16 protein-coding genes and 2 pseudogenes are annotated in these 19,823 nt (G+C 66.6%); 5 read left to right on the forward strand and 13 right to left on the reverse strand.

The features are described 5' to 3' along the window. Positions 1 to 71: 71 nt before the first annotated feature. On the reverse strand, positions 72 to 1,481 hold the full coding sequence (gene gltX / locus WS92_RS22220; RefSeq protein WP_059934689.1) for a glutamate--tRNA ligase: 1,410 nt from the start codon (positions 1,479 to 1,481) through the stop codon (positions 72 to 74). 321 nt (positions 1,482 to 1,802) lie between these two features. On the opposite strand from gltX, the gene WS92_RS22225 reads away from it, so the two are divergent. Then, entirely contained in the window at positions 1,803 to 2,846 is a 1,044-nt protein-coding gene (locus tag WS92_RS22225) for a patatin-like phospholipase family protein (RefSeq protein WP_059934688.1), read from the forward strand. Positions 2,847 to 2,990: 144 nt separating this feature from the next. On the opposite strand, the gene WS92_RS22230 is transcribed toward WS92_RS22225, so the two are convergent. From WS92_RS22230 to WS92_RS22250, 5 genes are all read right to left on the reverse strand, one after another. After that, positions 2,991 to 3,695 carry a C40 family peptidase gene (locus WS92_RS22230; RefSeq protein WP_006026021.1) on the reverse strand — a complete coding sequence of 235 codons (705 nt, stop codon included), beginning with the start codon at positions 3,693 to 3,695 and terminating at the stop codon, positions 2,991 to 2,993. 136 nt (positions 3,696 to 3,831) lie between these two features. After that, on the reverse strand, positions 3,832 to 5,466 hold the full coding sequence (locus WS92_RS22235) for an ABC transporter ATP-binding protein (protein ID WP_059934567.1): 1,635 nt from the start codon (positions 5,464 to 5,466) through the stop codon (positions 3,832 to 3,834). Next, complete coding sequence (locus tag WS92_RS22240; RefSeq protein ID WP_006026019.1) at positions 5,463 to 6,560, reverse strand: ABC transporter permease; 1,098 nt, start codon at positions 6,558 to 6,560, stop codon at positions 5,463 to 5,465. Before WS92_RS22240 ends, WS92_RS22235 begins: the two co-directional genes overlap by 4 nt. Position 6,561: 1 nt before the next feature. Continuing rightward, positions 6,562 to 7,602 (reverse strand): microcin C ABC transporter permease YejB, encoded by a 1,041-nt coding sequence (locus tag WS92_RS22245; protein ID WP_006026018.1) that lies wholly within the window; start codon positions 7,600 to 7,602, stop codon positions 6,562 to 6,564. A 178-nt stretch (positions 7,603 to 7,780) separates the two neighbouring features. Continuing rightward, positions 7,781 to 9,733, reverse strand: coding sequence for an extracellular solute-binding protein (locus tag WS92_RS22250; protein ID WP_006026017.1), 1,953 nt, complete (start codon positions 9,731 to 9,733; stop codon positions 7,781 to 7,783). 120 nt (positions 9,734 to 9,853) lie between these two features. On the opposite strand from WS92_RS22250, the gene fabI reads away from it, so the two are divergent. Beyond that, entirely contained in the window at positions 9,854 to 10,645 is a 792-nt protein-coding gene (fabI, locus tag WS92_RS22255; protein ID WP_015601138.1) for an enoyl-ACP reductase FabI, read from the forward strand. 85 nt (positions 10,646 to 10,730) lie between these two features. Here the strand turns inward: fabI and WS92_RS22260 are convergent, their stop codons facing one another. Beyond that, positions 10,731 to 11,087: a hypothetical protein gene (locus tag WS92_RS22260; protein ID WP_006026015.1), complete on the reverse strand. Its 357-nt coding sequence runs from the start codon at positions 11,085 to 11,087 to the stop codon at positions 10,731 to 10,733. A 315-nt stretch (positions 11,088 to 11,402) separates the two neighbouring features. Continuing rightward, a complete protein-coding gene (locus WS92_RS22265; RefSeq protein ID WP_059934566.1) occupies positions 11,403 to 13,736 on the reverse strand; it encodes a molybdopterin oxidoreductase family protein in 2,334 nt (777 codons plus the stop codon). A 110-nt stretch (positions 13,737 to 13,846) separates the two neighbouring features. Between WS92_RS22265 and WS92_RS22270 the strand changes: the two genes are divergently transcribed. After that, entirely contained in the window at positions 13,847 to 14,413 is a 567-nt protein-coding gene (locus WS92_RS22270; RefSeq protein WP_006026013.1) for a TetR/AcrR family transcriptional regulator, read from the forward strand. A 143-nt stretch (positions 14,414 to 14,556) separates the two neighbouring features. Here WS92_RS22270 and map read toward each other — a convergent pair whose 3' ends face one another. The 5 genes and pseudogenes from map to WS92_RS22290 all read right to left on the reverse strand — a co-directional run bounded on the left by map (position 14,557) and on the right by WS92_RS22290 (position 17,873). Further along, a complete protein-coding gene (gene map / locus WS92_RS22275; protein ID WP_059934565.1) occupies positions 14,557 to 15,384 on the reverse strand; it encodes a type I methionyl aminopeptidase in 828 nt (275 codons plus the stop codon). After that, positions 15,384 to 15,608: a ParD-like family protein gene (locus WS92_RS22280; protein ID WP_006026011.1), complete on the reverse strand. Its 225-nt coding sequence runs from the start codon at positions 15,606 to 15,608 to the stop codon at positions 15,384 to 15,386. The genes map and WS92_RS22280 overlap by 1 nt, the downstream gene beginning before the upstream one ends. Positions 15,609 to 15,722: 114 nt before the next feature. Next, positions 15,723 to 16,032, reverse strand: a pseudogene (locus tag WS92_RS32970) (argininosuccinate lyase); the annotation flags it as partial. Continuing rightward, positions 16,032 to 16,406: pseudogene (locus WS92_RS32975) on the reverse strand (hypothetical protein); the annotation flags it as partial. The pseudogenes WS92_RS32975 and WS92_RS32970, both read right to left, overlap by 1 nt. A 336-nt stretch (positions 16,407 to 16,742) precedes the next feature. Further along, entirely contained in the window at positions 16,743 to 17,873 is a 1,131-nt protein-coding gene (locus tag WS92_RS22290) for an alpha/beta fold hydrolase (protein ID WP_059934563.1), read from the reverse strand. A gap of 445 nt (positions 17,874 to 18,318) precedes the next feature. Here WS92_RS22290 and WS92_RS22295 point away from each other — a divergent pair, with 445 nt between their 5' ends. Then, complete coding sequence (locus tag WS92_RS22295; protein WP_015602117.1) at positions 18,319 to 18,948, forward strand: TetR/AcrR family transcriptional regulator; 630 nt, start codon at positions 18,319 to 18,321, stop codon at positions 18,946 to 18,948. Positions 18,949 to 19,191: 243 nt separating this feature from the next. Continuing rightward, positions 19,192 to 19,713, forward strand: a complete 522-nt coding sequence (locus WS92_RS22300) for a DUF2867 domain-containing protein (protein ID WP_059934687.1) — start codon at positions 19,192 to 19,194, stop codon at positions 19,711 to 19,713. The last annotated feature ends 110 nt before the right edge of the window (positions 19,714 to 19,823 follow it).

Here is a 19,823-nt window from a genome sequence, read left to right on the forward strand (position 1 = left end):
TCGAACGGCTCCGAATGGCTCCGAATGGCTCGTCACCTCGAACGACGCGGCGTCGCACACTTGCCGCGCGCTTACGCGAACGCCGCCTCGAGACGCGACACGACGACGTCGCGGCCGAACAGCAGCAGCACCGCATCGATCGACGGCGTGTGCGCCGTGCCCGCAACGAGCAGGCGCACCGGCATCGCGAGCTGCGGCATCTTCAGCTTGTGCGCGCCGAGCACGGCCTTCAGCGCGGCCGCGATCGCCTCCTTCGTCCACTCGGCCGTCTTCAGCGCCGCCGCGAATTCGGCAAGCGCCGGACGCACCGCGTCGGTCACGTGCTGCGCGAGCGCGTCCGCGTCAGGCGCCGGCGCACGGTAGAACATCGCCGAATTCTCCGCGATCTCCTTCACCGTTGACGCGCGATCCTTCATCAGCGCCATCACGCCCGCGAGGCCCGGGCCCTGCGCGATCGCGCCGGCGTCGATGCCGAGCGCCGCGAAGAACGGCTTCGACAGCTCGGCAAGACGCGCGTCGTCCGCTTCCTTGATGTAGTGGTTGTTCAGCCAGTTCAGCTTGTCGTGGTCGTACTGCGCAGGCGACTTGCCGAGATGTTCGAGGTCGAACCATTCGACGAACTGCTCGCGCGAGAAGATCTCCGCGTCGCCGTGCGACCAGCCGAGGCGCGCGAGATAGTTGAGCACCGCCTCCGGCAGATAGCCGGCATCTCGGTAGCCCATCACGCTCATCGCGCCGTGGCGCTTGCTCATCTTCTCGCCCTGCTCGTTCAGCACGGTCGGCAGGTGGGCGTACACCGGCACTTCGCCGCCGAGCGCGCGCAGGATGTTGATCTGGCGCGGCGTATTGTTCACGTGGTCGTCGCCGCGGATCACGTGCGTGATGCCCATGTCGAGATCGTCGACGACGACGCAGAAGTTGTACATCGGCGTGCCGTCGGGACGCGCGACGACGAGATCGTCGAGCTCCTCGTTCGAGATCTCGACGCGGCCTTTCACCGCGTCGTCCCAGGCCACCGTGCCCGTCAGCGGATTGCGGAAGCGCAGCACGGGCTTCACGCCGGCGGGCGGCTCGGGCAGCACCTTGCCCGGCTCGGGGCGCCACGTGCCGTCGTAGCGCGGCTTCTCGCCCGCCGCGCGCTGGCGCTCACGCAACGCGTCGAGCTCTTCGGTCGACATGTAGCATGGATAGACGAGGCCCTTCTCGAGCATCTGCGCGAGCACTGCGCGATAGCGGTCCATTCGCTGCATCTGGTAGTACGGACCTTCGTCGTAATCGAGGCCGAGCCACGCCATCCCTTCGAGGATCGCATCGACCGCCTCCTGGCTCGAACGCTCGACGTCGGTGTCCTCGATCCGCAGCACGAACGTGCCCTTCATCTTGCGGGCGAACGCCCACGGATAAAGCGCGGATCGGATGTTGCCGAGGTGGATGAAGCCGGTGGGGCTCGGCGCAAAACGGGTGCGTACAGGACGGGTCATAAACGATAGCTCGAACGCCTCAAGCGGCGCATCAATTGAAACGACGCGGCGGCGCGCGCCGCACGGCATTGCCGGGTGCGCACGCGACCGGAACGGAAAGAGCACGAATTATACTCGGCGCGCCGCGGTTCCTCGTCGCGCCGAGCAGGGCCGCGCCGGCGCCGAGGCAGCCCGCGAGCCGTTCGCGAACCCGGCACGCCACCATCTTCGCCGATGTCCGCCCGAATCGCCCGTCGTCCTTTCGGCCGACGATCGCGCCGCCGCGCGCGGCTTTCGTGCGCGCGCCGCCAGTTGCTTTATGATGTGCGCGCCGCGGCCGCCATGCCGGCGCCGCGCACGGCCGCCCGACTCCGTCGGCGCGACCGCCGGAATTTCGCCGCGCGCGGCGCGTCCATCGAGGCCGCGCGCGGCTCGTCGCTGGAGATCGAGCCGATGTCGTCCCCCCGTTTGTCCCGCCGCGCGTTCACGCTCGCCTGCGCGTCGGCCGCCCTCGCCGCCTGCACGTCGACCGGCACGAAGCCGACGACGGGCGCCGCCACGCCCGCCAACCCGCCGCCGCGCGAGAAGCCGATCAGGATCGGCATCGCGCTCGGCGGCGGCGCGGCGCGCGGCTTCGCGCACGTCGGCGTGCTGAAGGCGCTCGAGGCGCGCGGAATTCCGGTCGAGCTCGTCGCCGGCACGAGCGCGGGCTCGGTCGTCGGCGCGCTGTACGCGTCGGGGATGAACGCGCTGCAAATCAACAAGCTCGCGCTCACGATGGACGAAGCGTCGATCAGCGACTGGGCGACGCCGTTCCGCTCGCGCGGCCTGCTGCAAGGTATCGCGCTGCAGAACTTCATCAACAAGACGCTGAACAACCGGCCGATCGAGAAGATGGCGAAGCCGCTCGGCATCGTCGCGACCGATCTGAAGAGCGGCCAGCCGATCCTGTTTCAGCGCGGCAACACGGGGCTCGCGGTGCGCGCGTCGTGCAGCGTGCCCTCGGTGTTCGAGCCGGTGCGCATCGGCGATCGCGAGTATGTCGACGGCGGGCTCGTGAGCCCCGTGCCCGCGTCGTTCGCGCGCAGGATGGGCGCGGACTTCGTGATCGCGGTTGACATCTCCTCGCGCCCCGACGGCGCGGCGACCGGCAATCCGATCGAGATGCTGCTGCAGACGTTCACGATCATGGGCCAGACGATCAAGACCTACGAGCTCGACAAGTACGCCGACGTCGTGATCCGCCCGAACCTCGCCGCGATGGGCGGCAGCGACTTCAATCAGCGCAACGCGGCAATCCTCGCGGGCGAGGAAGCGGTCGCGCGAATCATGCCGGAGCTGCAGCGCAAGCTCGCGGCCGCGCACTCGGCGACCGCGGCCGCCTGACGGCTGACGCCCGACGCCTGCCCGCGCCGAGCCACATCAACGTCACGCCGCATCGAAAACGCGATCCACAAAAGCAAAGCCCCGCATCCATCGAGGAGCGGGGCTTCGGCGCGCGACATCGGCCGGCGCAAACCGGTGCGCGATTCAGTTGCCGCCGTTCGCGCTCGCGTTGACGCCGCCGTCGCCGATCGTCGCCTTCACGCGCTGGCGCAGATCGTCGGGTTTCGTCGAGAACTGCGTCTCGATCCGGCGCGCGCCGGTGAAACGCTTTTCCCAGTAGCCGCTATCGAGATCGTCGACGCGAATCGTGCTGCCCGTCGACGGCGAGTGCACGAACTTGTTGTCGCCGATATAGATGCCGACATGCGAGAACGTGCGGCGCATCGTGTTGAAGAACACGAGATCGCCCGGCTTCAGCTCGCTCATGCGCACCTTCTCGCCTACGCGGCTCATCTCCTCCGCGCGGCGCGGCAGCGACATGCCGAGCGTGTCCTGGAACACGTAACGGACGAAGCCGCTGCAATCGAGGCCCGAATCCGGCGTATTGCCGCCCCAGCGGTAGCGCACGCCGATCATGTTCAGCGCGCCGACGACGACGTCGCCCGCCTTGCCGGCCATGCCCGACAGGAACGCCTTTGCACCACCCTGGCTCTTCGCGGGCGTGGCGGCACTGACCTGTTGGGGATTCTGGGAAGAGGAAGCCGGCTCGGATTGAGCCGAACTGATCGCATTCTGACTGGAACTGCTGACTTCGTCGGCGAACGCGCCGGGAGCTGCAGCGATCAGGACGCCGATGAACATCCCGGCGACGACGCGCGTACAAGCCTGGGTCAGATATCGGTGCTGCATTGGTCGATGGATTTGCGCTGGAAAATCAGCTCGATTGGCGGAAAAATTTCGCTCGATACTAGCCACGAAGTATTTGTTTGTCAAAAGGAATTGATAATTTCAATCAAACTTCTTGCACCATTCGGGTTCATCAGACTTAACGAACTGCTTTCAACAATTTTTGCGTGTAAGGATGCACCGGATCAGTGAAGATCCGCTCGACGTCGCCCGTCTCGACGATCACCCCGCCCTGCATCACCGCCACCCGGTGCGCCATCGCGCCGATCACCTCCAGATCGTGGCTGATGAATACGTAGCCAAGGTTGTACTTTCGTTGCAAATTCGACAGAAGCTTCAACACTTGTTGCTGGATCGACACGTCGAGCGCACTCGTCGGCTCGTCGAGCACGAGCACGCGCGGCGCCAGCACGAGTGCGCGCGCGATCGCGATCCGCTGGCGCTGGCCGCCCGAGAATTCGTGCGGATAGCGATGCAGCACCGTGCGGTCGAGGCCGACTTCGCGCAGCACCGCGACCACCTTGTCGCGGCGCGCATCGCCCGCGAGCTGCGGGCGATGCAGCGCCAGCCCTTCGGACACGATCCGCTCGATCGTCTGCCGCGGCGAAAGCGAACTGAAGGGGTCCTGAAATACCACCTGCATGTTCGCGCGCAGCGCGGTGCGCTCGCGCCCGCGAAAGCTCGCGAGCGAGCGGCCCTCGAATTCGATGTCGCCGTGCGCGACCTGTTGCAGCCCGAGGAGCGCCATCGCGAGCGTCGACTTGCCGGAACCCGATTCGCCGACGATCCCGAGCGTCTCGCCCTGCCGCACCGACACGCTCGCGTCCGACACCGCGGTGAAGCGCCCCGAGCGAAACCAGCCCGCGAAGCCCGGCAGCTTCTGCTTGAACTTCACGGTGACGCCGTGCGCGTCGAGCACGACGGGCGCGATCGGCAGCACGGGCGACACCGTGCGCTGCGGCCGGCTGTGCAACAGACGCTGCGTGTACGGATGCTCGGGCGCATCGAAGATCCGCTCGACCGGCCCGCACTCGACGAGCTTGCCCTTCTCCATCACCGCGACCCGCTCGGCGAAGCGCCGCACGAGATTCAGATCGTGCGTGATGAGGAGCACCGCCATCCCGCGTTCGGCGGCCGCGTCGCGCTGCAGCTCGAGCAGCAGCTCGACGATCTGCGCGCGGACCGTCACGTCGAGCGCGGTCGTCGGCTCGTCGGCAAGCAACAGGCGCGGCCGGCACGCTAGCGCCATCGCGATCATCGCGCGCTGCCGCTGGCCGCCCGACAACTGGTGCGGGTAGCTGTCGACGCGCTCGCGCGGCCGGTCGATCCCGGTGCGCGCGAGGAGCGCGATCGCCCGCTCGCGCGCGTCGCGCTTCGACACGCCGTCGTGCAGCTCGATCGTCTCGCCGATCTGCTCGCCGACCGTGAAGAGCGGATTGAGCGCCGTCATCGGCTCCTGGAAGATCATCGCAATGTCCGCGCCGCGCAGCCCGCGCATCTCGCGCTCGCTCTTGTCGGCGAGGTTCTCGCCCGCGAAGCGGATCGCGCCGCTCACGTCGGCGTCGCGCAGCAGGCGCAGGATCGACAGCGCGGTCACGCTCTTGCCGGAACCCGATTCGCCGACGAGCGCGACGCGTTCGCCGCGGCCGATCACGAACGACACGTCGTCGACGGCTAGCGCGTCGCGAAAGCGCACCTGCAGCCGCTCGATCGACAGCAGCGGCTCGGGCGGCGACGGCGCCGCGCCGCCGCCCGCGATTTGCACGGCGCTCATCGGAGGCCTCCCGCGGCGCGCGTCGTGTCCGCGATCCGCGTGTCGAGCGCGTTGCGCAGCGCGTCGCCCATGAACGTCAGCAGCAGGAGCGTCGCGACGAGCACGCAGAACGTCGCGAGCGAGATCCACCACGCGTCGAGGTTCGCCTTGCCCTGCGCGAGCAGCTCGCCGAGGCTCGGCGTCGGCGGCGGCACGCCAAGCCCGAGGAAGTCGAGGCTCGTGAGCGCGAGGATCGCGCCGCTCATTCTGAACGGCAGGAACGTGATGACGGGCGTGAGGCTGTTCGGCAGCACGTGGCGCCAGATGATCTGCCAGTTCGTGAGGCCCATCGCGCGCGCGGCGCGCACGTAGTCCTGCGTGCGGTTGCGCAGGAACTCCGCGCGCACGTAATCGGACAGCCCGATCCAGCCGAACAGCGACAGCAGCACGATCAGCAGCACGAAGCTCGGCTCGAACACCGACGCGAAGATGATCAGCAGATACAGCTCCGGCATCGAGCTCCAGATTTCGATGAGCCGCTGGCCGACGATGTCGATGCGCCCGCCGAAGAAGCCCTGCACCGCGCCCGCCGCGATCCCGAGCAGCGTGCCGATGAACGTCAGGATCAGCGCGAACTCCACCGACACGCGAAAGCCGTAGACGAGCCGCGCGAGCAGGTCGCGCCCTTGCGCGTCGGTGCCGAGCCAGTTCTCGCGCGACGGCGGCGCCGGGTTCGGGCGCTTCGAGAAGTAATTGAGCGTGTCGTAGTAATAGCGGTTCGGCGGATACAGCGCGAAGTTGCCCGGCGCGTCGAGCTTGCCGCGCACGTACGGATCGAGATAGTCGGCGGGCGTCGGGAAATCCCCGCCGAACGTCGTTTCCGGATAGCTCTTGAAGAGCGGGAAATAGAACTGGCCGTCGTAGCGCACGACGATCGGCTTGTCGTTCGACCACAGCGGCGCGGCGAGGCTCGCCGCGAACGCGATCACGAAGATCACGAGGCTCCAGTAGCCGAGGCGCTGCCCCTTGAAGCGCTGCCACACGCGCCGCGCGGGCGACGGCGACACCCGCGCGCGCGCGGCGTCGATCCGGGGAGAGACGGCGAGTCGGCTCAAATCAGCGCTCCAGTTGCTCGAATTGAACGCGCGGGTCGACCCACACGTAGCAGAGATCGGATACGAGCTTCGTCGCGAGCCCGATCAGCGTGAAGACGTACAGCGTGCCGAGCACGACCGGATAGTCGCGCCGGATCACCGATTCGTATGACAGAAGGCCGAGCCCGTCGAGCGAGAAGAGCGTCTCGATCAGCAGGCTGCCCGTGAAGAACGCGCCGATGAACGCGGCAGGAAAGCCGACGACGAGCGGCAGCAATGCATTGCGGAACACGTGCTTGCCCAGCACGGTGCGCTCGGCGAGCCCCTTCGCGCGCGCGGTCAGCACGTACTGCTTGCGGATCTCGTCGAGGAACGCGTTCTTCGTGAGCATCGTGATCACCGCGAAGCTGCCGACGACCGACGCGATGATGGGCAGCGCGATGTGCCACAGGTAATCGGCGATCTTGCCGGCTAGCGTGAGCTGCGCGAAGTTGTCCGACGTGAGGCCGCGCAGCGGGAAGATCTGCCAGAACGAGCCGCCGCCGAACAGCACGAGCAGCAGCACGCCGAGCACGAAGCCCGGAATCGCATAGCCGACGAGCACGACGAGGCTCGTCGCGAAATCGAACGGCGAGCCGTTGCGCACCGCCTTCGCGATGCCGAGCGGCACCGATATCAGATACGTGAGCAGGAACGTCCACACGCCGATGCTGATCGACACCGGCAGCTTCGATACGACGAGCGACCACACGCTCTGATGGTGAAAGTAGCTGTCGCCGAGATCGAAGCGCGCGAAGCGCTCGAGCATCAGCCAGTAGCGCTCGAGGGGCGGCTTGTCGAAGCCGTACAGCGCCTTGAGCTGCGCGAGCTGCTGCGCGTCGACGCCCGTGTACGAGCGCATCCCGAACGGCGTGCTGCCCCGCTCGGCGCCCTTGCGCAGCTCCTGCACCGCCTGCTCGACGGGGCCGCCCGGCACGAACTGGATCACCGCGAACGTGATGGTCAAAACGCCGACGAGCGTCGGGATCATCAGCAGCAGACGTTTGAGGATGTAGCTCCACATAGGCGCATTCGGGCGTGTTCGAACGGTTTCGTCAATCGGCGCGGCGGCGGAGGGCCGCTCGTTGCATCGCGCTTCACATCGTACTTCGCGCCGCACGCCAAGCCGCGCGCGGCACGCGGGTCAGCCGGGCCGCCGCCGCCCGACCGGGCTCGGCCGGCGCGCGACCCGCACGGCCGGGCTAGCGCGCGGGCGCGCCATGCTCGGGCTTCGCCCACCACGTCGATGCGACCCAGCCTTCCGCCGAATAGTACAGCGGCAGCGTCGACGGATAGGCGAGCGTGCGCTTGAACGCGATCCGGTGGGTCGCGCTGTACCACTGCGGCACCGCATAGTAGCCGTGCATCAGCACGCGGTCGAGCGCGTGCGTCGCGTCGAGCAGTTCCTGCCGCGTCTCGGCCTGCGTGAGCGCCCTCAGGATCGCGTCGACCGCGGGCGACTTGAGCCCCGTCAGGTTGTCCGAGCCCGGCTCGTCCGCGTAGCGGCTCGCGAAGCGCGCGACCTGCTCGGCGCCCGGCACCTGGACGCCCGGGTAGCGCACCGTCGTCATGTCGTAGTCGAATGCGTCGAGGCGCTTTTGCAGCAGCGCGTAATCGGCCGTCCGGTACTTCGCGACGATCCCGAGCTTCGCGAGATTGCGGATGTACGCGGCGACCACCGGCTCGAACGCCGAGCCCGAATCGTCGAGGATCTCGAACACGAACGGCTCGCCCTTCGCGTTGCGCAGCGCGCCGTCGCGGTAGGTCCAGCCGGCCTCGGCGAGCAGCGCGCGCGCCTTCAGCAGGTTCGCGCGCAGCGACGCGGGCGGATCGGTGGCGGGCTGCACGGTCATCGGCCCGAACACGGCCGCGTCGAGCTGCGCGCGCAACGGATTCAGCAGCGCGAGCTCGCCCGCGCTCGGCAGGCCCGTCGCCTGCAGGTCGGTATCGGCGAAGTAGCTGTTCTGACGCGTGTAGGCGCCGTAGAAGAGCTGCCGGTTCAGCCATTCGAAATCGAACGCGAGATCGAGCGCGTGGCGCACCCGCACGTCCTGGAACAGCGGCCGCCGCAGGTTCATGAAGAAGCCCTGCATCCCCGCGCCGTTGTGCTGGCGGAACTCGCGCTTGACGAGCTCGCCGCTGTCGAAGCGCTTGCCGACGTCGCGCCGCGCCCAGTTGCGCGCGATGTATTCGACGAGCACGTCGTATTCGCCCGCCTTGAACGCCTCGAGCCGCGCGACGCCATCGCCGTACAGCTTGTAGACGATGCGCTCGAAGTTGTTCGTGCCGATCCGCACGGCAAGCGCCGCGCCCCAGTAAGCGGGATTGCGCCGGTACGTGATCGTGCGCCCGCTGTCGTAGCGCTCGATCAGGTACGGGCCGCTGCCGATCGGCTGCTCGAACGCGAGCTGGTCGAACGCAATGCGCGAGCCGTCCGCGCGCAAGCCCCATTTGCGCGAGAACACCGGGATGCCGCCCGCGATCAGCGGCAGCTCGCGGTTCTTCCTGCGAAACTCGAAGCGCACGGTCGCCGGATCGACGATCACCGCGCGCGTGATGTCCGCGTAGTAGGCCGGGTACTGCGGCGCCGCCTTCGGGCTCTTCAGCGTGTCGAACGAATGCTTGACGTCCGCTGCGGTGACGGGTTCTCCGTTCGAGAAGCGCGCGCGCGGATTCAGATGAAACGTGACCGACAGCCCGTCCGGCGCGACGGCGATGTCGTCCGCGAGCAGGCCGTACGCGGAAGCGGGCTCGTCGGCGCTGCCCGTCGTCAGGCTCTCGAACAGCAGGTCGATCCCGGGCGCCGGGTTGCCGCGCATCGTGAACGGATTGAACTTGTCGAACGTCGTGAGCCGGTTCGGATTCGCGAGCACGAGCGTGCCGCCTTTCGGCGCGTCGGGATTCACGTAGTCGAAATGCCTGAAGCCGGGCGGGTACTTCGGCTCGCCGTACTGCGCGATCGCGTAGGCGGCGTGCGCCGCCGGCGCGGCGGCAAGCGCGAGCGCGACGCCTGCCGCCGCGCGGCGCGCGACACGCGCGAGCGCGGCGCGCACGCGGGCCGCCCGTTGCGGCGCGGCGGCTTGCGCGGCCTGTTCTGATGCCGCCGCGCGTCGCGGCGGTCGCGGCCGGCGAGCCCGGAGCGAACCGATCGTCATGGGGGTGTTGGCAGTCGTTCGAGGATGGCGATGTGAGAGAATTCTACCCATTCGCAACCGGTTGCAGCCAACCGCCGCCTGCCGACCGTGCGGGCGCGGGCGCCACACATAGGAGAATTCATGGGCTTTCTCGACGGTAAACGTATTCTGCTGACGGGCCTCTTGTCGAACCGTTCGATCGCTTACGGCATCGCCAAGGCGTGCAAGCGCGAAGGCGCCGAGCTGGCGTTCACCTACGTCGGCGATCGCTTCAAGGATCGCATCACCGAGTTCGCGGCCGAGTTCGGCAGCGAGCTCGTGTTCCCGTGCGACGTCGCCGACGACGCGCAGATCGACGCGCTCTTCGCATCGCTGAAGACGCACTGGGACACGCTCGACGGCCTCGTCCACTCGATCGGCTTCGCGCCGCGCGAGGCGATCGCGGGCGACTTCCTCGACGGCCTCACGCGCGAGAACTTCCGCATCGCGCACGACATCTCCGCATACAGCTTCCCCGCGCTCGCGAAGGCCGCGCTGCCGATGCTGTCGGACGACGCGTCGCTGCTCACGCTCTCGTATCTCGGCGCGGAACGGGCGATTCCGAACTACAACACGATGGGCCTCGCGAAGGCGGCGCTCGAAGCGAGCGTCCGTTATCTCGCGGTGTCGCTCGGCGCGAAGGGCGTGCGCGTGAACGCGATCTCGGCGGGCCCGATCAAGACGCTCGCGGCGAGCGGCATCAAGAGCTTCGGCAAGATTCTCGACTTCGTCGAAAGCAACTCGCCGCTCAAGCGCAACGTGACGATCGAGCAGGTCGGCAACGCGGGCGCGTTCCTGCTGTCGGACCTCGCGAGCGGGGTCACGGCCGAAGTCATGCACGTCGACTCGGGCTTCAACGCGGTGGTGGGCGGGATGGCTGGCCTCGAAGAGTAAAAGAGTCAGCGCGCCAGCGCTGCGGCCGTCGCGCCGCATGCCGGCCGGCAGCCGTCGCGTGGCCGGCCGCGGACACGCGACGGAATCAGTGACGCCAGCCGTTGTGGCGGCCGTTGTCCCAGTGGCCGCCGCGGTCCCAATCGCGGCCGCGATGGCGATACCACTCGTCACGCCCCCAGTAGCGGCGGCCGTCCCAGTAACGGTCGCCGTGCCAGCCGATCACGATCGACGGCGCGGGCACGTAGACGGGCGCCGGCGCATAGACGGGGGCCGGCTGGTACACGACGGGGGGCGGCGGCGGCGCATAAACGGGCGCCGGAGCGACGTAGACGGGTGCGGGCACGCCGACGTTGATGCCGACGCTGACGCCCGCCAACGCGGCGCCAGATGCGAGCAGCGCGGCGAGACCGGCCGCGAGCGAGGCAGCACGCAAGGTTTTCATGGACTCCCCTTCTGGTTGATTCGTTGGATTCGACTATAGCGGGAACCGTCTGCACCGCATATTTCAACTTTGTAAGAACTGATGCGCGGCATCGCAGCCGCATCGGCGGGCTAACTTTTGGTTACATTCGGGCCCGCGGCGGCTGCGAAGAGGCGGCAACACGAGCGCCGCGGAGGAAGAGGCAGGCGGGAGAGACGGAAGGGAAAGACCGGGAACCGGACGGCAGCCCGGCCCGCACGCGCGAACGGGGCGGCAGACCACCGAGCGGAGAAATCGGAAGCGAACGAAATCCGCCTCGCGCGGCGGCGCGCGCAATCAAGCCGGCTCGGCTTCGAGGGTCGCGGGCACGGCAACCGGCATATCGACGGCGCGCAAATGCACGGGCACGTACTTGTGATAAGGCGTGCGCGACAGCGGATCGCAATGCGCGCCCGACGTCAGACGATTGAGCTCGGGCCCGATCGGCGGCCCGCCTTTGTAGCGCATGCCATAGCCGTGCGGCAACGTGACCATCCCGCGCCGCACGCTGTCGTCGAACTCGGCGACGACTTCGATGCTGCCCGTCGCCGACGCGCACACGAGCCTGCCGCCGTCCGCGACGCCGAGCGCCGCCGCGTCGTCCGGATGAATCCGCAGCGAGCCGTGCGGATCGACCTTGCGCCACGTCGGGTCGCGATAGATCTGGTTCGCGTTGTACGCGCGCCGCTCGCCCGCCATCAGCACGAACGGATAGTCGGCGCCGGGCGGCGTCTCCGTCTCGAGTGCGCGCAACTCGTCGATCATCTCCGGAATGTGCAGATGCACGCGGCCGTCCGGATGGCGAATGAAACGCCACATTTCGTCGAACTCGTGAACGCTGATCAACGTCCCCGAGCGCCGTTCGAGAATCCCGCGAAAGAGCGCCGTGCCGAGCGTCGCGCGGCTGCCGCGAAATCCCGCGCGGCGCACGGCCGCGTCATGCCGCTGCGCATACAGCATCGTGAGCGGCAGCAGCGGCGCGATCCCCGCCGCGTCGTTCGGCAGCGCGCGGCCGAGCGTTCGATAGACGATCGACGCCGCGTGACGCTGCCACTTCTTGTTCGCCGCGAGCGCGATCCCGAGCGCACCCATGTAGGCGAGATGCTTCGACCCACGGGGCTCGAGCCGCGCGATGCGCTCGAGCAGCGGGAAGCGGCGCGGCAGCTCGCCCATCTTCTCGAGCAGCCGCGTGTAGATCTCCGGCTCCGGCAGCGATTCACCGAGCGGCGGCAGCAGCGGATGACGCAGATGGAACGCGTTCGCGGGAAACTCGAGGTTGAAGCCCGTCGCCTCCCATTTCTCGAACTGCGACGCGGCGGGCAGCACGTAGTGCGCGAGGCGCGCGGTCTCGGTCATCGCGACGTCGATCACGACGAGCAGCTCCAGCTTGCCGAACGCGCGCTCGTACGCGTTCGAATCGGCATACGTGACGACCGGGTTCGCGCTGTCGACGAACGCCGCACGCACGCGCTTCTCGCCCGCGAGCTCGATCTCGTCGGGCAGGATGTTCGGCGGATAGATGCCCGCGATCGGAAACATCCGGTGATGCGCGGTCCGCTTGAGCGGCTTGCCGTTCCTGCTCGCGCGCTCGTCGGTATGGCCGATGACGGGCAGCAGGAACGAATGCAGGTTGTTGCCGCCGCGCTTGCCGAAATTGCCGGTCACGAGAAACAGCAGCTTCTCGAGGTAGCCGTTGAGCGTCGTGTGCAGCGTTTGCTGGATGCCGAGATCGATGCGCAGGCAAGCCGCGCGCGCGGTCGCGAATCCGCGCGCGACGCGCTCGATGTCCTCGAGCGGCACGTCCGCGCGGCGCGCGTATTCGGCGATCGGCACGTCGCGCAGCACGCGCTCGACGAACTCGAAGCCCGTGCAGCGCCGCGCGATGAACTCGCGATCGATCAGATCGTCGCGCAGCATGATCGCGAGCATCGCGCTCATCAGATACGCGTCCGCGCCCGGCCGCACCTGCAGATGCAGATCGGCGAGCTTCGCCGTCTCCGAGCGGCGCGGATCGACGACGACGAGCGTGCGGTCCGGGTCCTTCTTCAGCTCGCGCAGCGTGTCGCGCGCGTTCGGGATGCCGTGCGCCTGATAGGGATTCGCGCCGATGACGAGCACGTAGTCCGCATGCTCGATGTCCTCGGTCGTATGGCAATCCTGACGGCCGAACAGTCGGCCGTTGAGCCAGAAATCGCCGGTCTTCTCCTGGCCGAGCGCGTTGTACGCAAAGCGGCTTCGCATCGCCGCGAGCAATTGCCGGCTGTACGCGCCGCCGACGTGATTGCCCTGCCCGCCGCCGCCGATGAACGCGAACGCGTCGCCGCCGTGCCGCTCGCGCAGCGCGACGAGGCGCTGCGCGATGTCGTCGAGCGCCTCGTCCCACGTGACGCGCGTGAAGCTGCCGTCGGGCTCGCGGCGCAGCGGGTGCGTGAGGCGGTCGTCGTGATGCTGGTAGTACGCGAGACGCGCGGCCTTCTGGCACAGATAGCCTTTCGAAACCGGATGATCGTCGTCGCCGCGGATTTTCGCGAACTTGCCGTCCACGACGTCGACGACGAGGCCGCAATTGCGCGAACACAAAATACAGGCGGTTTTTTCGACTGCCATCGCACGCTCCATCTGCCGGCGCATCCGCCGGGATCGGGGAAGGGTGAATATTGAATAACGGTCGTTATCGTAACGGACGTTATTCTATACTTCCATCGACGTCAATCGAACAAAGCCTCGAAAACGGAACGGACATGCGTTATTCACCGAAACACAAGGAGGCAAGCCGGGCGCGCCTCGTCGAGGCGGGCGCCGCGCTTGCAAAGCAGAACGGCTTCGCGAACACCGGCATGGATGCGCTCACCGCGGCGGCCGGCGTGACGACGGGTGCGTTCTATTCGCAATTCCGCTCGAAGCCGGAATTCCTGCACGCGATCGTCGAGCACGAGATGTCGAAGGTGCTCGCGACGGTCGAGAACCGCTCGAAGGACGACCTCGTCGCCGCATTGCGAAGCTATCTGAGCACCGCGCACGCGGATCATCCGGAGCTCGGCTGCCCCGTGCCCGCGCTCGGCGCGGAGATCGCGCGCGCCGACGTCGCGACCCGCAAGATGTTCGAAGACCTGATCAAGCGCTTCCAGGCGTCGCTCGCGAGCGCGCTCGACGACGACGAAGCCGCGTGGACGCTCGGCTGCGCGGCGATCGGCGCGGTGCTCGTCGCGCGCGCGATGGCGACGCCCGAGCGCCGCGGCGAAGTGCTGCGCGCGGTGCTCGCGTACACGATACGATCGTTCGACGGCGACACGCAGCAGAAGAAGTGAAGGACGCATCGCACGCGCCGGATTCGGCGTGCATGCGTGCATCGCAAACGCCGGCGTGCCGGACACGCGCGAGAACGACGTGTCACGCGGCGCACGCATCGCGGCCCGACGCGCGCGGGCGAACCATCGCCCGCGCCGTCTATTCAGCCCCGCTCGACCGCGCCGCCGGCCTCCGCCGCGACCGGCGACTGCTCGGGCTCGCCATCCGGCCAGGGCGTCAGGATGTCGAAGCCGTCTTCCGTCACGACGACCATATGCTCCCACTGCGCGGACCACGAGCGGTCCTGCGTCACGACCGTCCAGCCGTCGGCGAGCTGCCGCGTTTCGGCGCGCCCCGCGTTGAGCATCGGCTCGATCGTGAAGATCATCCCGGGCGCAAGACGCAGCCCCGTGCCCGGCCGTCCGTAGTGGAGCACTTGCGGCTCGTCGTGATAGATGCGGCCGATGCCGTGGCCGCAATACTCGCGCACGACGCTGAAGCCCTCGCGATGCGCGACGCGCTGGATCGCATGGCCGACGTCGCCGAGCGTCGCGCCCGGGCGCACCGCCGCGATGCCCGCCAGCATCGCCTCGCAGGTCGCGTCGACGAGACGCCGCGCCGGCTCGGCCGGCTCGCCGACGAAGTACATGCGGCTCGTGTCGCCATACCAGCCGTCCATCTCGAGCGCGACGTCGATATTGACGATGTCGCCGTCCTTCAAGGCGTGATCGGACGGAATGCCGTGGCAGACCACGTGGTTCACGGACGCGCAGATCGTCTTCGGATACCCGTGATAGCCGATGTTCGCGGGCCGCGCGCGCAGCACGTCGACGATGTACTCGCGGCATAGCCGGTCGAGCTCGTTCGTCGTCACGCCGGCCCGCACGTGCGGCGCGATCATGCTCAACACCTGCGCCGCCATCGTGCCGGCGCGGCGCGCCATCGCGATCTCGGCTTGCGTGCGGATCGGGACCTGTCGAGAACGCGCCATCATGCGCTCCTCGCGGCGTCGACGGGCGGCGTCGCTTCGTCGCCCTGGATTTCAGTCTCGATCAGCAGGCGGCAAATCTCCGCGTAGGTCAGTGTGGGATGCAATTCTGCGAGCATCCCGATGCGCAGCCAGTGCTCCGCCTGCGCGTTGATCGACCGGCTCAGAGCGGCGCTCGCGTGACGCAGCGATTCATGCATCGCGTCGGATATCTTGACTATTCCCATCGCACGATTTTATACGGTTTATACACGAAACGTATATTACCGACAGGCACGGAAACGATCAAGCCATCGCCGAGGCCTGGCGGCGACCGCAGCCGTCACGCGCCGGGCCGATCGGTCGCCCGCCAATTGCTGCGCCGCAAGCCGCCGCATTTGCTCCGCTTCCCGCCACACGTCCTGCTTGCGGCGAAACGCGGCTTCGTCGTCGGCGAGCGCACGGCACGCGCGCGCGACGCCATGATTCAGATCGGCCGCGCCCGGGCCGCCGCCGAAACCGATGGCTGCGCGCCCAATCCAGCGGCGCGCGCAATACGAAGTCAGGATCGAGCGCGACGAGCGCGTCATGGCTCGCGCGCCCCTGCGCGACGCTTTCCCGCACCGCTTGCGCGACCTGTGTGTGGGCCGAGCGAAAATCGAGCGACCGGCGAGCGATGGGCCGGCCGGCAGCCGCACGTCGGGCAGCGCATCCGGCGTGCACTGTGCCGCGCCGTCGATCCATACCCGCGGCGGATGCAGGCGGCTCCGCCCGGCGATGGCCGCCGCGACTTGCCGATGATGCGCGAGCATCCGCAGCCGCCGCGGCGCCTCGACGCCCAGTTGCGCGGCATACGTCGCGGCCAGCGTCGCGACGTTGCCGATGCCGCACGCCACGTCGTGGCCGAGCCGCGCGAGGACTTCGTTCGATGCGTCCGGATAGCATGCGTTGACGAGCCGGCTCGACTGCGCGCGCTCGCCGATCGCGCGCGCGACGCGCAGCGCCAGCGCGAGCCGCAGCGGCAGCGTCGCGCCATAGGCCGTCGAAACTGGCGTTCTCTGCTGCATCGCAGAAGTTGGGCACGCTAACCGTGCGTTGCTCGGCGGACGCATTTCGCCGACCCACTGCGGTCCTTGGGACCGAAGCAAAGTCGGTGTCCAGTGTAGAACGTCTTTCGGTCGTTAAGTGCATCTAGCCCCCGGGACGTCGTTCAACATCGGGGAGCATGTGTCACTCCCCGATCGAGGGCAGCGGAGGCGGAAGCTGATGCCAGACCGGGACCATCCAGCCAAAAGCGCATCACTGAAACGTGACGGACCTGACGGGACGGTGGTCTGGAGGCCGGACGATATTTTCAAGAGCAACGATAGCCATTCCCCAACCTAACCGCTGGTGTGATCCGCCCCAGCTACCGCCTTGATGAAGGCGAGCAAGAGTTCGCTGAGCCGAACCGGCTGCTCCTGTTGGATCCAGTGACCGGCGCCGTCGATCAGCTCGATGCCCCCCATTCTCGTCGTCGCCTTGGTCCTCATAAGATCGAGCGCGCCCGGCGCCGAATAGGTGCCCCAATCGCTCTTCCCGCCAATGAAGAGCGACGGGACATCGATCGTCTTGCCCGAAAACAGGCGCAACTCAGCGTTCAGGTCAGGATCGGAAAAGACGCGATAAGCCTGCAGAGCGCCTTGAAATCCCGTGCGGCCATACTCCTCCGTGTACACCCCAAGTTCCGGCTCGGTGAGCCATTTGCTGGCCAGGACCTCGGCGGAGGAAGGTTGGAATGGAGCGACGGTCTCGGGCATCGTCTTGCCGAGATCCATGACGTAATAGGTGGGCATTTGTGCAAGTTCTGCGGCGGTTAGCGCCTTTAACGGATGCGGCTTATTTCCCGGCCAGTCGGCGCTCTTGACGTAGAAAAATGCACGAAGAAACGCGTGTAGGCCTTGAGGTGGGTGCCACATGTCATGGTTCGCCTCCCGTGTGCTCAGGTATTGCTGGTAATACTCTCTCGGTGGGCCGAGCGCCGCCAACGCGGCCGCTAACTTTTGATTGCCAGTATTCGGTTGAACCGACGATGCCTCGCTTTCCGCGGTGTTGAACGGAAGCACGGGCGGACCGGGGAACGGTGCGCTCATCAGCACCACCGAGGGAAAAACGTCAGGTCGGGCCAGCGCACAATAGGCCGCCACGGGTGAGCCGAGGTCGTGCCCGACGAGCATTGCGGTGCGCCGATACCCCAACGCCAAAACCAATCCGAGGGCGTCACGCGTCATGTTCAGGAGGCTGAAGGGCGCTAGCGGAGCGTCGTAGTCGTTCACCCAACCGGTGGTGCGGCCAAAACCCCGCTGGTCAGGCGCCACGACATGGTAGCCGGCGTCAGCCAGAATCGGGATCAGGTGTCGCCAGCCGTAAGCCAGATCCGGAAAGCCGTGCAGAAGCAGCACGAGCGGCAGGCCGGGGCTTTCGTAACCGGCCTCGAGAATATGGACATCGAGGCCGTTGACCCCATGGATCATGCGCGAGCGAACCCTATTCGGAAGCGTTCCCTCGCCATATGTTGATGTGGACAAATCAATTTCTCCTATGGGGGTTGCACGGGCGGGTCGAAGTACAGCCGCAACCAGGCTGGCCGCGCCCATCGCTAAGACGGCTCGTCGGGACGCCGATGGCTTGAAGCTAAGTGGATGACTCATGACGGAGCGCGCCGTCCGCGTGCAAGCGCTATCTTCAGCTTCTGCGGCAGCGCACGCGACGAACAATTCGCACGGCGGCCGGGCAATCGAGGACGATTAGCTCCGAAACGAAGACGCTCGGCAGAGGGTGAGCGAGGAAGCCCGCGTGCTTCGTCTTGAAGTATTCCTGCCGCAATCTGGGCAGGTTGCGCATCACTGAACGAACCTTCCTGGCTTGCGATTGGGTCGGGGAGCATCGCCGGACTCCTAGTATGGTGATCGCCATAGTATGGCAATCACCATAGAACCATCAAGCGAAACGTGCTATGTTCTCGGCATGCCACGTAAGACTGACGCCCGTGCTCGCGCGATTGCCACGGCCGAACGACTGTTTCGCATCCAAGGCTACACTGCGACGGGATTGATCCAGATCCTTGAAGAAAGCGGTGCGCCTAAAGGATCGTTCTACTTTCACTTTCCACGCGGTAAGGCGCAACTCGCAGAAGAAGCAATCGATAATTACGTTGCGAATCGAATTGCCGTATTACGGGACATCTCGGCGAATACGACGGGTGATGCTCTGAATTTTGTTCATCAGATTTTCAGGACATTCGCGGCCGAAATGGTCGCCGCTGATTTCCAGTATGGATGTCTAATGCAAAATCTGGCGAATGAGCTGCCCGCGCTCGACGCTGAGCTGACCAAACGGGTAGCGCGCGGATTTGTTGAGTCGACCGAGATTATTGCGGAGCATTTTAGGGGGTGCGGTTTCGCTCCCGCGCGCGCGTCCTCTACCGCAGCCGCATTGGTAGCCGCCCTCGAAGGCGCGCGGACGATCGCCCGCCTGGAACGCACGCCGGCTATATTCGAGGCGCTGGCAGAGGTTAGTGTCCAAAGGTGGGCTGCCCCCGAGGGGTGATCCGGTCCAATGTTCTCGGCCGGACGAAATTGGCACCGGTCATCCGAAGAGCGTCGGTCTTTCGCGAATGTCCGTTCGCAGACGCCCAGCCACCGGATGAATGTCTTAGCATTGTCCATTGCCGGACCGCCGCAATCAGTTTGGCTTCGGCTCACGCAGGAATATGTCACGCTAATTCTCTCGACTGCGTTCGCTTGGGTCGCACTGAGGCAGCCGGGCAACTTGAACGCATGGAGAATAAGCATGCAGACGAATTCGAAGAAAACCGAACAGGTCGGCCCGCCGGCGACCTCACGGCTGAGCCGCTCGTACGGCAAGGCTGATTTTGTCGACGCATTTGCGGTGGACTTGCCAGCGACTGCCTGCAACGACGCAGAGTCTCTCGCTCGATACATCTTTGCAGGGCAACCCAAGTGGATCGCGATGCTGCTGGGGGTTCGCGACATTGCGGTATGGCCATTCGGCCTTAAAAGAACGATTGATCTGAAAATCGCGAAGGACAACCGGCTAAGTATTTTTCGCGTGTTCGAACGGCATAAAGACGAGATCATTCTGGGCGAGGACGACACGCATCTTGATTTCCGCGTGTCGGTTCTCGTGCTGCCTGCATCTGAGGACCGGCCCCAGCGACTGACAGTCACTACGCTTGTTTTCTACAATCGTCTGCTGGGTCGGGTCTATCTTGGCCTTATCGCTCCTTTCCATCGCCTCGTCGTGCGAGCCTCGCTCGACCGGGCACAGAAGCTCGGATGGCCCGGCCGGTAGCGGCGATTCCGATCAACGCTCCTTCCAGCGGGCCGTAGATGGCCAGACGCTCAAAGTCGCGGGTTCCTGAGAGCGGCCAGGACCAGGCGTAGCTATCCTGATCAGTCACG

Source organism: Burkholderia sp. MSMB1588 (assembly GCF_001546925.1).
GTDB classification, from domain to species: domain Bacteria; phylum Pseudomonadota; class Gammaproteobacteria; order Burkholderiales; family Burkholderiaceae; genus Burkholderia; species Burkholderia humptydooensis.